Consider the following 13,061-nt stretch of genomic DNA (forward strand, 5'->3'; position numbering starts at 1 on the left):
ATGTGCAAAAAGCAGTGCTCTATGTTGCTGTGGGTGTGGCTTATGTGGATGCATTGTATGCCTCTCAATGGCATCTCGTCACCAAGAAATTAATAAAATTAAACCAAGACATAGTTTCTGCAATAGATCGCCGTGTAAAAGCGGGAGCTGGAGCGGAATTAGATTTACGATTAGCCCAGGTGCGATTGGGTGAAGCGCGTATTCAAGAGAATAAAGCAGGACGTGAGGCCTTGTTACAGCGCGCAAAATTGGCGCGGTTATTAGGAACTAGTTTCCGTATTGATAATGTATTGGTGGATAGAGGATTGCCAGGTACGTTGTGGGACTGGCCGCAATTATTGAAGAAAATAGCGGGAAGCCCGCAATTACTGCAAATGAAACTTCTGCTGCAAGCCAAACGCGCCACCATTACTGCGGTAAAAAAATCGGTTTGGCCTGATTTAAACATCCAATTGGGTGGCCGTCATTTTTCAGACGATGGCAGTAATGCGGCTGTTGCCTCAGCTTATGCCCAAGTTCCTGTATACGAGCGAAACCAAGGAAAAATTCTCACAGCTGAAGCACAATACACTCAAACTGCTCATGAATATCGAGGAACCCAATTGGAATTGCGCCAAAATCTCTACGCGTTCTTTTTACAGGCACAGCAAAACAATTATGAAGCACAATTGGTTACTAAATCGTTGTTACCCTTAGCACGTAAATCCATAAACCTTGCTCAAGAAGGGTATCAAATGGGGCGTTACACCTACATTGAATTATCCGTAGCTTTAAATGCGTTATACGAGGAAGAGCGACATTATCAACAAGCTCATGCCGATTATCATAAATCATTAATTCAGATCACAGGACTTTTGGGGCTGGATAATCCCAAGGAGAGCAAATGAACTTTTTAAAACCCTTCATTATTATAGTCAGTGTTCTGTGTTTTTTTCATGTATGGGCGGGAGAAGATTCAACCGCTGCGGAAGAAACTGAACATCAAGAAAGTATAGAAAAAGGACCACAAGGCGGTCGTTTATTTAAAAAAGATTCATTGGCTATGGAGCTTTTAATTTTTGAACGGGGCATGCCTCCTCATTTTCGTGCCTACTTTTATGAGAATGGAGAAGTCATGTCACCTGATAAAGCGCGATTAACTGTTGCGTTAACTCGCTTTTCTGGAAAAAAAGAAACTATTCATTTCACACCTGTTGAGACTTTTTTACAAAGTAATGAAGTGATTCGTGAACCCCATTCATTTGAAGTAGGGATTAACTTAAACATCCAGGGGCAAAACATAACCTGGCATTATGAGACTGCGGAAGGGCGCGTTAAAATTCCCCAGACCGTTTTAAAAGCTGCAGACATCCAAACAGTGGTCGCACAAAGCCAAACCATTAAAACTCAATTAAAGGTAGTAGGAAAAATTGTTCCCAATCGCGATACCCTTACCCCTATTTATGCCCGTTATTCAGGTATTATTAAAGCCATCAATAAAAATTTGGGGGATGAGGTGACCAAAGGCGAGGTGCTAGTCACGATTGAAAGTAACGAGAGCTTACAAAATTACACTATAACCGCACCGATGACCGGGACTATTGTACAAAAATATGCAACCAATGGTGAGTTGGCACAAAGTACAAAACCCATTTTTGAAGTGGCTAATCTTGCTAATGTATGGGCAGATTTTACCTTATATCGCAAAGAAGCACCTTTGATAAAGTCAGGTATGGAAGTCACCGTAACAGGTGATGAAGGTAAGCCCCAATCCACGAGCATCATTTCTTACATTGCTCCTTTAGGGATTGAAGACAGTCAAACCACTTTAGCTCGAGCAATAATCCCCAATGAAGCTCGTGCGTGGTTACCTGGCATGTATGTGAATGCAGCCATCACCATTAAAGAAAAAGAAGTGCCTGTTGCGGTGCTTCTTTCTGCCATTCAACGTCTAAATGATCGCGAGGTGGTTTTTGTACAGCAAGGTGATTATTTTGAAGCCACTCCAGTGACTTTAGGGCAGAAGGACGACGAGTGGGCGGAGGTAGTGTCAGGTCTTGATAAAGACCAACGCTATGTGAGTAGAAACAGTTTCTTTATGAAAGCTGAATTAGGTAAAGATGGCGCAAGCCATGAGCACTAAGGATCAATAATGCTTGAGAAAATTATTCGGTTTTCCTTAAAACACCGTTGGTTTGTGTTGTTGTTTACTGCTGCTATTGCTGGTCTTGGGGTTTATAACTTTCAACGCCTTCCAATAGATGCCGTGCCTGATATTACGAACGTGCAAGTACAGATTAATACTCAGGCTTCGGGGTACTCCCCATTTGAGGTGGAGCAACGCATTACCTTCCCAATGGAATTGGCGATGAGTGGTTTGCCAAGTCTTAGTTACACCCGCTCTTTATCACGTTATGGATTATCTCAGGTGACGGTGGTCTTTAAAGACGGTACCAATATTTATTTTGCACGGCAGCTCATTAATGAACGCTTGCAAGAAGTGAAAAATAAGCTACCCCCTGAGGTGGAAACAACTCTTGGACCCATTTCTACCGGTCTTGGTGAGATTTTTATGTACACCGTGACCAATCAGGCGAACGTGCCTGTCAGCCAACGGTACAATCCTACAGAGCTGCGTACCATTCAAGATTGGATTATTAAACCGCAATTACGTAATGTTGAAGGCGTTGCAGAGGTTAATACGATTGGAGGTTATGAAAAGCAATTTCATATCACGCCCGACCCCATGAAACTGGTGCGCTATCGGTTGAGTTTAAATGATGTCGTTGAGGCTTTGGAACGCAATAATGCTAATGTGGGTGCTGGCTATATTGAAACTAATGGCGAGCAAAATTTAATTCGTGTTCCAGGTCAAGTAAAAGATAGTGCAGATATAGAGAACATTGTTATTGCAAGTTTTGAAGGAACTCCTGTTCGTATACGCGATGTAGCTGAGGTGGCTATAGGAAAAGAATTACGTACTGGTGCTGCGACTGAGAATGGTAAGGAAGTCGTTTTAGGAACGGTATTTATGTTGATGGGTGAGAACAGCAGAACCGTATCTGAGCGTGTGGCTGCAAAAATGAAGGAAATTAATAAATCACTTCCGTCCGGGGTTGAGGCCGTGACAGTCTACAACAGAACCTTATTAGTAAATGCAACGATTAATACAGTCAAGAAAAATTTACTGGAAGGGGCGTTATTAGTCTGTGTGATTCTGTTTCTCTTTTTAGGTAACGTTCGCGCGGCTTTAATTACTGCCATGGTTATTCCCTTATCAATGTTACTAACTATTACAGGGATGGTTGAGAATAAAATCAGTGCCAATTTAATGAGCTTAGGAGCGCTGGATTTTGGTTTGATAGTGGATGGTGCGGTGATTATCGTTGAAAATTGCATCAAACATTTAGGAGAGCAACAGCATGCTTTGAAGCGCATTTTAAATCTTGAAGAGCGCTTAAAAGTCATCTCCTATGCCACAACAGAAGTCATTAGACCAAGCATCTTCGGAGTGTTCATTATTACCGTGGTTTATTTGCCCATTTTAACCTTAACCGGAGTTGAAGGTAAAATGTTTCTGCCTATGGCAGAAACGGTCATCATTGCCCTGTTAGCTTCTATGCTCTTTGCCTTAACCTTTGTGCCTGCAGCAGTTGCTATCTTTTTAAATGGTCGGGTCCAAGAAAAAGAAAATTGGTTAGTGCATCATCTGAGTCTAGGATATGCCGTCGTATTAAGACGGTGTTTTCATGCCCGAAAAGTGGTCTTGGGTGCCGCATTATGTTTAGTAGCAGTAAGCCTTTTCCTGGCTTTTCGTTTAGGCGGAGAATTTATACCCAGCCTTGATGAGGGAGACATCGCCATGCATGCGATGCGTATTCCTGGAACCAGTTTAACCCAAGCCCTTACCATGCAGGATTTAGTAGAAAAACGGGTAAAAGAGTTCCCTGAAGTAAGCACTGTGTTTGGAAAATTAGGTACTGCAGAAGTCGCTACTGATCCCATGCCGCCTAACGTGGCAGATACCTTTATTATGCTAAAGCCACGTAAAGATTGGCCTAATCCTAAAAAAACTAAACAGGAATTAGTCCAAGAAATTGAACAAGCAGTTCAGCAAGTTCCAGGTAACAATTATGAGTTCACTCAACCCATTCAAATGCGTTTTAATGAGCTGATTTCAGGGGTTCGCAGTGATGTGGCTGTGAAAGTATTTGGTGATGATATGGATGTTTTGTTAAAAATTGCTGAATCTATAAGCGCCCAATTAAAAAAGGTTCCAGGGGCTGCGGATGTAAAAGTCGAACAGGTGAGCGGGTTACCTCTTTTAACCGTTAAGATTAATCGTGAGGCTTTAGCACGTTATGGACTACAAATCAGTAGCGTACAAGATGCCATTGTCATTGCGACAGGCGGTAAGAAGGGAGGGGAGTTGTTTGAAGGGGACAAACGTTTTGATTTGATCGTCCGTCTGCCAGAATCCATGCGCTCAGATCCTAATGTATTGCGCCAAATATTTATTCCTCTGCCGCCCTCAAAAGATGGAGAGCGTCATTTTATACCTCTAAATGAAGTCGCCTCTTTTGTTCGAAGTGAAAGTCCGAATCAAATCAGTCGTGAAAGTGGTAAGCGCCGTGTTGTGGTCAGTTCCAATGTACGAAATCGTGACTTAAGTTCTTTTGTGAATGAAGCAAAACAACGAATTGAGCAAAATGTCAAGATCCCTAGCGGTTATTGGATTACCTGGGGAGGACAATTTGAACAATTGCAATCCGCCACGCAACGCCTCCAAATTGTAGTGCCGATTACTTTAATCGGGATTTTCTTACTCCTTTTTATGAGTTTTGGGAGCGTTAAAAATGCCTTATTAGTATTCTCAGGAATACCCTTGGCCTTAACAGGTGGGATTATTGCTTTATGGTTACGGGATATTCCTTTATCTATTTCAGCAGGTGTAGGATTTATTGCTTTATCGGGTGTTGCGGTACTCAATGGCTTGGTTATGATTACCTTTATTAATAAATTGCGGGAACAAAAAAAGTTTTATTTAAAAGATGCAGTATTGCAAGGCTCACTAGCACGACTTCGCCCAGTATTGATGACCGCGTTAGTCGCCTCCTTGGGTTTTGTGCCTATGGCACTTGCAACAGGTACCGGTTCTGAGGTGCAACGCCCTTTGGCAACAGTAGTTATTGGCGGGATTATTTCATCCACTTTCCTGACCCTGTTGGTTTTACCAGGACTATATTACATTTTTCATGACCGCCGTAAAAATGGGCAACTCAGTCCACAAAAAAAGTCAGAGTGAATTTGACAAAGCACGGTATTTAGCTATAGTAATAGTTAAATACTTGTTTAACTGTTTAAGTCATTATGCTAACACACGATCAAATGATAACGCTAAGTGATATTTTACATTTAATGGGTGAACCTAATCGCTTAAGACTTTTGGTGACTTGTTTAGAAGGTGCTAAGTCTGTTTCTGAACTGGCACAACAATTACAATTATCGGTACCACTAACCAGTCATCATTTGAGTTTACTTCGTTCGGCTCGACTGCTCGTTGCTAACCGAGAAGGCAAACACATTTATTACAGTATTTATGATGCGCATGTACGCTGTATTTTAGATGACATGCTAAAGCACTTTACCGAAGAGACGGACAGTTAATAGGTTTTTTCTAATGGAACACGTCTTTGAGAGCAAGGTGTTGAATATCTTAATTGGTAGAACAAGGCCTATTTGGAGTGTTAACTATGACCGCACCTTTAACATTAACGACCTTTTTTGTTGCAGGCCTTGATTGTCCTTCTGAGGAACAATTAATCAGAAAGCAATTACAAACGATACCTGAAATAAAACAATTAGATTTTAATTTCATCGCGGAAGAAGTAACCGTACACCATTCTTTATCTACTATTGAGCCCATACAGCAAAAAATTGAAAGCCTGGGTATGAGCGTTCGTTCTAAAAGTAGCAATGTGTCAGACCAAAAGGGCAAGCGTTTTGGTATTGATGCGTCTTGGGGTGCCATTGGAATTGCTGGATTATTTGCACTTTTTTCAGAATTAGCTGCGTATTATTTTGCATCAGAACAATCCATTTGGGTCATTGTTCCTGCCTTATTAGCTATAGCGTTAAGTGGTCCTGCAACCATTAAAAAAGGGTGGATTGCTTTACGCACGAAAGCGATGAACATTAACAGCTTAATGTTAATTGCCATAACGGGTGCTGCCTTTATTGGTGCATGGCCAGAAGCTGCAATGGTGACCGTTTTATTTGCACTTGCTGAGCGTATTGAGCGTTATTCCTTAGATAAGGCACGTCAGGCGATTCGAAGTTTAATGGAAATTGCCCCAGAGGTCGCTCTGGTTAAAGGGGACAATGGTCAATGGCACACACTACTTGTTACAGAAGTACAACCTGGTGCCGTATTTAGAGTGAAACCCGGTGAGCGTATTCCTCTCGATGGTCATTTGATTTCAGGTCAAAGTACGGTGAATCAAGCGCCTATTACTGGAGAATCAATGCCGGTGAGTAAACGAGTAGGGGATAGTGTTTTTGCCGGAACACTCAATGAACATGGTTCGTTTGAGGTTAAAGTGAGTAATGCTTCAGGGGATACCCTACTTGCAAAAATTGGCAAAGCAATTGAACAAGCACAAAGTGAGCGTGCGCCAACTCAGCGATTTGTCGATCAATTTGCGAGATACTATACCCCAATAATGGTCCTCATTGCCGTTCTAATCGCCCTCATCCCACCCTTGGTATTTGGCTATCCCTTTTATGATTGGATCTATAAAGCATTAACCTTACTGGTCATTGCGTGTCCTTGTGCTTTAGTTATCTCGACACCTGTTACAGTGGTAAGTGGTTTAGCCGCTGCAGCAAAGAGCGGGATACTCATTAAAGGGGGAAGTTATTTAGAGAATGGATATCGCTTAAAATTAATTGCTCTGGATAAAACAGGCACATTAACCGAAGGAAAACCGGTAGTTACTGATTTTATTGCTTATGATAAAAACCATACAAAGAGCGAGTTATTACTCTTGGCAGCAAGCCTTGATTCTCACTCCGAACATCCCGTAGCACACGCATTGGTGGCCTATTGGCATAAAGAGCAACCTAATGAAGAAATGCTCTCTATAGATCAATTTACCGCATTACCCGGTCGAGGTGTTAAAGGCCTCGTTGACCAAGAACTTTATTATGTGGGTAATCATCAATTAGCTGAAGACAATGAAGTATGTAATTTAGGAGTTGAACAAGAGCTTGAGCGATTGGAAGAAGAAGGCAAAACAACAGTGATTTTAAGCAATAAGATGAAGGTTTTAGCGATTTTTGCCGTAGCAGATACACTTCGTCCCACCAGTAAAAAGGCTATTGAAGCCTTGCATCAACAAGGCATAAAAACTGCGATGCTCACCGGAGATAATGCCATTACCGCTCGTGCTATTGCAACGCTTGTAGGAATTGATGAAGTACAAGCGAATGTATTACCTACAGACAAAATGAAGGCTATTGGTCTTCTTCTGAAGGAATATAAAGCAGTAGGGATGGTCGGTGATGGAATTAATGATGCCCCAGCCTTGGCTGCAGCTACTATAAGTTTTGCTATGGGAAAAGGCACTGATACTGCTTTAGAAACAGCCGATGTCGCTTTAATGAATGATAATCTGGCGATGCTGCCTTTATACATTCACTTAAGTCGTAAAACGTCTCGTATTCTACAGCAAAACATCAGCCTATCCCTGATTATTAAATTGGTGTTCTTTATTTTAGCTCTTAGTGGATTAGCTACCCTGTGGATGGCTGTATTTGCTGATATGGGTGCTAGTTTAATTGTGGTGGCAAATGGTTTACGATTGCTGAATTCTCATAAAAGCTATATGAAAAAGAGTCATTTAGCCGAAAGTGACACGTTAATTAAGTAATTAAAGGGCGTAAATAGTACGCTTGTTACATGAGTCAGGAGGTCGTTATGTTGCAGTATAAAGGCTACATTGGACATGCGGTATTTGACGATCTCAATGAATTGTTTTTTGGAGAAATAATTAATACGCAGACGGTAATTACTTTTCAGGCAACCATGTCTCATCAGTTAAAAAATGCGTTCATGGAAGCGATTGATAATTATCTAAAAAGTTGTGAGAAACAATTGAAAGAGCCTGAATTACCTTTATCAGGCCAATTGGCACTCACTGTTTCGCCCGAACTTCATCGGGATGTATTCATGGCTGCAAAAAACTCAGGAGTGAGTTTGAATGTTTGGATTTGTAGTGCTTTAAGGCATGCCGTGTGTAGACAATAAAAATTAAGAAAGAAGGTCGTGTTAACGAAAGAGGCTATGTATTGAGAGGTGGTAGATGAATGGCATATTGCATTTCTTAGTAACCGAACCCTCTCTTGGCGCACGTATTATTATACGCGCTCAAATAACTCAATTGGGGCATTGTGTCGATATGGCCTTAGATATTGAATCGACCTTGGTTTTGGTGGAATTAAAAACCTATCATGTCATTTTGATTGATGCTGAACTTAATAAAGAATGCGATTGTTTTGAACTGATTGATCTTATCCGGGAACAATCAATTTTTAATAAACTGACACCTATTATAGTACTGAGTACATCACCTCATAAAATTTTAAAAAACAGTCTTTACCCTTGCTTTGCAAAGCCTATGAACATTAACGATGTCACCAAGATAATTAATTATTTGGAGGAATATAATAAAAATAAATGATGTAGTGTTGGGGTTGGGACATATTATCCTCAAATAGAAGAGGAATACATACTAATATTCAGTATGTTATGCTTAATAAGTATCGATACAAAAGGAAATTAAAAATGACTATGGGATTTAAAAAAATTATTGTTTTGATAGGGGTATTCTTATTAGGTTGCAGTTTAATGTCCTGTGCAAAAAACAATCCTGATACAGCTCATCCTGAGGAAGGATATCAAGGAGGGTTTGGTGGTGATGGTGGACATATGCATGAACCTAAAGAATAGCTCAGGTGTTTAATCAGTCAAGGAAAGATGATGGAACTTACTCCATGGTTTTTAGTCGCTCTGTCTGCAGCAGTCATTGTGTTATGCGGGCTTTCTCTTTTCATGTTTAAAAAAAGAAAAAACCGGCATTTCATTATTGTTCTCTTTATTTTTCTAATGTTTGCAGCCATTTTTTTACATGGGGTTTCATTTAGAATGTTATAAAGGGTGTGCCAAGTGCCTTTAAGTGCTAATTGTTAGATGCATCGGGAGTGATGTGACACATCATTGTTAGGAAGACATTATGGACAAAAAGATTAAGCCCAATGTTCAAGGAGTTTCGAGAGAACAATCACTTTGGTGGGCTCTTTCATTAACAGGTGGTTTTTTGATTGCTGAGGTAATCGGCGGTATTCTAACCGGCAGCCTTGCATTAATCTCCGACGCTGCGCATATGTTAACCGATGTTACTGCGTTAATTATTGCACTAATTGCTATTCATGTAAGTAAACGACCGGCTGATGCACGCCGTACTTTTGGTTACTATCGATTTGAAATTCTAGCTGCTGCATTTAATGCCGCTCTTCTTTTTGTAGTAGCGCTTTATATTATATATGAGGCATATCAACGGTTAAAACAACCTCCTGAAATTTATTCCACCGGTATGTTAATTATTGCCAGTCTCGGTCTGCTTATTAATTTAGCATCTATGTATTTATTATCCCGTGACAAAGATAAAAATTTAAATTTAAAAAGTGCTTATCTTGAGGTATGGAGTGATATGTTAGGCTCTGTAGGGGTGATTATTGCAGCGCTTTTAATTCGCTTCACAGATTGGAGCTGGGTGGACTCAGCTATCGCAGTTTTAATTGGATTGTGGGTATTGCCCCGCACGTGGATACTTCTCAAAGAGACTATAAACATCCTTTTAGAAGGCGTACCCGCAGGAATTGATTTTAACCAAATTAAGTCTCGAATAATGTCTATAAAAGGTATTTTAGACGTACATGATTTACATATTTGGGCTATTACTTCCGATAAGATTAGCTTAACAGCTCACCTTGTCATTGATTCTCGTTTTAAGGAAGAACTGGTCAGGGATGAAGTTCAGTTATTATTATTAAACCAATTTAAAATTTCCCATACTACCCTACAAACAGAAAATAAAAAGACACTTAGTCTGTGCAATAGGATTAATAATAATGAGTAATGACCAGGATTATCCAGTTAATCGTAAACGTTTTTTCGATGTCCTATATGGACAATAAGAATTATAAAATGATCGTCTTCAATTTTTGCGATAATACGATAATCCCCCGTACGATAACGCCACAGCCCCGAAAGGTTACCTGATAATGGTTTACCAAATGATCGCGGATCTTCAGCAGGAATTACTTGCTCCTTTAGATATTTAATAACTCTCTTTTGGGCAGAGTGTCCTAGTTTTTTTAGATCTTTTTCTACATCAGTATCAAATTCAATCTTCCAGGCCAAGGCGGTTTTCCATTTCTTCAAGAGTTATACGAGGATTTCTCTTTTCTAATCGTGAAAGGACAATAAGGTGCTCTTCCTGTTCATTTAGAAAATCTTCGATTGCTTGTTTTACATAATAACTTTTAGAACGATGTGTTTGTTCTGCTAAGCGTGACAAACGTTCTTCAAGTTTCTCCGGTAAGCGAACGGCTAACATAAGTTTCCTTTAAGTGTAACACATGTATTACAAGTATAGCATAGTGCAAGAGTTTGCACTATGCTCAGAGAATTTAAATTCTTATTAGGGCTGTAAGTTTTATATTTATTTGGCAGGAAAAAATTAAGCCTTAAATAGCATTAGTCCAAAAAATAGAAGGCTTATAAATTATATATTTTTATACAATCGAACGATACAAGACGATATCATGACGTCATTGCGTTCCCTGCCAGGGAATTTTAATAGTCAATTGTGTAAAGAGGCAAAAAATGAACACCACCAAAATCAGAGAAACATTAGATACTTGGCAAATTAGCATTTATTTTGGTGCGGTTGTAGTGGCAATCTTAATTTCTATGATTTTTTCAAGCACAATAGCTTTTGAACATGTAGTAAATCCGGCATTAGCACTGATGTTATTTGTAACGTTCCTCCAAGTGCCAATTGCTGATTTGAAGAGGTCACTCTTACAGTTTCACTTTCTAGGCATCCTGCTTTTAGTCAATTTTATGGTACTTCCGTCATTAGTTGCGATTTTAGTTCCATTTCTTCCCACGGATTTTATGGTGCGACTTGGAGTACTGTTGGTTTTGCTCACTCCTTGCATCGATTATGTCGTAACCTTTTCACATCTCGGGCAAGCCAATGCTCGCTTATTGCTGGTAGCTACACCAGTGCTTCTTATCGTACAGATACTACTGCTCCCAATTTATCTCGGTTTGTTCCTTGGAGAGAGAGCCACACACTTAGTTCAAATTGGTCCATTTGTTCAAGCGTTTATATGGTTAATTGCTATTCCCCTTTTATTTGCACTATTCGTGCAGGCATGGGCATCACGTAGCCTAACAGGGAAGAGAGTTTTAATAGCACTTGGATTACTTCCAGTACCAGCAACAGCTCTTGTGCTTTTCTTGGTAATTGCGTCGGTAATCCCACAACTTGGACTTTCCATTAAGTTGGTTTTAAAAGTAATTCCGATTTACATTGCCTTTGCAATTATCGCGCCTCTAATCGGATGGTTTGTCGCCCGAATGCTCCGACTGGATGTGCCGGCCAGTCGTTCAGTAGCTTTTAGCGCAAGTACTCGCAATTCACTTGTAGTTTTACCGCTTGCCCTAGCAATTCCAGGTGCTACTCCAATACTTCCTGCAATCATTGTTACTCAGACACTCATAGAACTGCTCTGTGAATTGATTTATGTGCGCTTAATTCCTAAATTGATGTACTCAAAATAATAAACAATTATATGGTATAAAAATTATCTACCAAATAAACAAAACGACTCATTTGGGGTAGATAACGTACCTTATCTACCCCAAATGAGGTAAAATGAGAAAAACACTCATGGAGCATGCCTTGAACTTACTGAATGACAAAAACGACAAAAATCGAAAGTTTGGGGTAGATAAGGTTTTTCATCCCTTGGATGTTCATTTTGATACCAATTCGTTATCGGCCTGGTTGTCATTTTATGTTCAGGTTCATGTCAAAGGTGCACCGGAAAAAACAGTTCAGGCTAAACAAAAAGACTTATCTAAATTTTTAAATTTTTTTCAGGTCGAAGTAGGGCACGACCAGGTAGATAATTGGACACCAGCAGTAAGTAAACAATTTCAACGTTCCTTATGCAATACCATTTCGGAGAAAACCGGAAAAGCATACAAAGCGACTTCCATTAATCGGACCATGGCAACCATTCGTCATGCAGGCCGTTGGCTTTATCAACAACGACCCTTAATTGCGGGCGATCCTTTATCAGGGGTTAAAGATTTACAGACAGATGCTCCAGAATGGAATGGCTTGAACTCGAAACAGCTTATGCGCTTAAAAGCAGCCTGCGAGCAACGCGCTAAAATATGTACTCGAAAAAATCAAAATGCATTATTGGAAACTGCTGTTTTTTATGTGTTGTTGGGAACAGGTTTGCGGGAATCTGAATTGGTCTCATTAAATGTACACCAATATCATTCAAAAGGGCTTCATTCTGTAGTACGACATAAAAGTAAACGGGTGACTACTAAAATTCCCTTACCGCAAGAAAGTAGAGAACATTTGGATAATTATTTAAAGAGTCGAGCTATAGAATCTGACCAACCCTTATTTATTAATAGGGCAGGGAATCGTATTAATACTCGGAATATATTTCGAATATGTCAGCGAGTTTTAAAACAAGTGCTTGCACTTTTACCAGAGAATGAGCGATTTGAATTTACACCTCATAAACTTCGGCATACTTTTTTGAAAAAAGTAACAGATAAGCATGGAGTGCATTTTGCTCAGGAACTTAGTGGAAATGTTTCAATAAAAGAAATTTTTCGTTATGCGAAGCCCAGTCAGGACGAAATGCAGGAAACAATAGAAGAATTATTTGACTCATAATTTGGTCTTATTTAAGCCATTAAA

13 protein-coding genes are annotated in these 13,061 nt (G+C 39.9%); 11 read left to right on the plus strand and 2 right to left on the minus strand.

What is annotated here, in order from left to right:
* From G543_RS0106315 to G543_RS0106360, 9 genes are all read left to right on the plus strand, one after another.
* On the plus strand, positions 1 to 887 hold an 887-nt coding region (locus G543_RS0106315; RefSeq protein WP_028383791.1), incomplete at its 5' end, for a TolC family protein.
* On the plus strand, positions 884 to 2,122 hold the full coding sequence (locus tag G543_RS0106320) for an efflux RND transporter periplasmic adaptor subunit (protein ID WP_028383792.1): 1,239 nt from the start codon (positions 884 to 886) through the stop codon (positions 2,120 to 2,122). The genes G543_RS0106315 and G543_RS0106320, both read left to right, overlap by 4 nt.
* A 9-nt stretch (positions 2,123 to 2,131) precedes the next feature.
* On the plus strand, positions 2,132 to 5,284 hold the full coding sequence (locus G543_RS0106325; protein ID WP_028383793.1) for an efflux RND transporter permease subunit: 3,153 nt from the start codon (positions 2,132 to 2,134) through the stop codon (positions 5,282 to 5,284).
* 65 nt (positions 5,285 to 5,349) lie between these two features.
* The gene (locus G543_RS0106330; protein WP_028383794.1) at positions 5,350 to 5,646 is read left to right on the plus strand and encodes an ArsR/SmtB family transcription factor; all 297 of its coding nucleotides are present in this window, start codon (positions 5,350 to 5,352) and stop codon (positions 5,644 to 5,646) included.
* A gap of 86 nt (positions 5,647 to 5,732) precedes the next feature.
* Positions 5,733 to 7,910 (plus strand): heavy metal translocating P-type ATPase, encoded by a 2,178-nt coding sequence (locus tag G543_RS0106335; protein WP_028383795.1) that lies wholly within the window; start codon positions 5,733 to 5,735, stop codon positions 7,908 to 7,910.
* Positions 7,911 to 7,957: 47 nt separating this feature from the next.
* Positions 7,958 to 8,287, plus strand: coding sequence for a type II toxin-antitoxin system HicB family antitoxin (locus G543_RS0106340; RefSeq protein ID WP_028383796.1), 330 nt, complete (start codon positions 7,958 to 7,960; stop codon positions 8,285 to 8,287).
* A 55-nt stretch (positions 8,288 to 8,342) separates the two neighbouring features.
* A complete protein-coding gene (locus G543_RS17235; RefSeq protein ID WP_051190609.1) occupies positions 8,343 to 8,720 on the plus strand; it encodes a response regulator in 378 nt (125 codons plus the stop codon).
* A gap of 104 nt (positions 8,721 to 8,824) precedes the next feature.
* Positions 8,825 to 8,989, plus strand: coding sequence for a hypothetical protein (locus tag G543_RS19175; protein ID WP_165482378.1), 165 nt, complete (start codon positions 8,825 to 8,827; stop codon positions 8,987 to 8,989).
* 283 nt (positions 8,990 to 9,272) lie between these two features.
* Positions 9,273 to 10,178: a cation diffusion facilitator family transporter gene (locus G543_RS0106360; RefSeq protein ID WP_006871704.1), complete on the plus strand. Its 906-nt coding sequence runs from the start codon at positions 9,273 to 9,275 to the stop codon at positions 10,176 to 10,178.
* Positions 10,179 to 10,195: 17 nt separating this feature from the next.
* Here the strand turns inward: G543_RS0106360 and G543_RS0106365 are convergent, their stop codons facing one another.
* Positions 10,196 to 10,462, minus strand: a complete 267-nt coding sequence (locus tag G543_RS0106365; protein WP_006871705.1) for a type II toxin-antitoxin system RelE family toxin — start codon at positions 10,460 to 10,462, stop codon at positions 10,196 to 10,198.
* The gene (gene relB / locus G543_RS0106370) at positions 10,446 to 10,658 is read right to left on the minus strand and encodes a type II toxin-antitoxin system RelB family antitoxin (RefSeq protein WP_006871706.1); all 213 of its coding nucleotides are present in this window, start codon (positions 10,656 to 10,658) and stop codon (positions 10,446 to 10,448) included. Before relB ends, G543_RS0106365 begins: the two co-directional genes overlap by 17 nt.
* A gap of 269 nt (positions 10,659 to 10,927) precedes the next feature.
* Between relB and G543_RS0106375 the strand changes: the two genes are divergently transcribed.
* Both G543_RS0106375 and G543_RS0106380 read left to right on the plus strand, forming a co-directional pair.
* On the plus strand, positions 10,928 to 11,893 hold the full coding sequence (locus tag G543_RS0106375) for an arsenic resistance protein (protein WP_028383798.1): 966 nt from the start codon (positions 10,928 to 10,930) through the stop codon (positions 11,891 to 11,893).
* Between the two features lie 94 nt (positions 11,894 to 11,987).
* Positions 11,988 to 13,037 carry a tyrosine-type recombinase/integrase gene (locus G543_RS0106380; protein WP_065236033.1) on the plus strand — a complete coding sequence of 350 codons (1,050 nt, stop codon included), beginning with the start codon at positions 11,988 to 11,990 and terminating at the stop codon, positions 13,035 to 13,037.
* Positions 13,038 to 13,061: the final 24 nt, after the last annotated feature.

It is taken from the genome of Legionella moravica DSM 19234, from assembly GCF_000423305.1.
GTDB classification, from domain to species: Bacteria; Pseudomonadota; Gammaproteobacteria; order Legionellales; family Legionellaceae; genus Legionella; species Legionella moravica.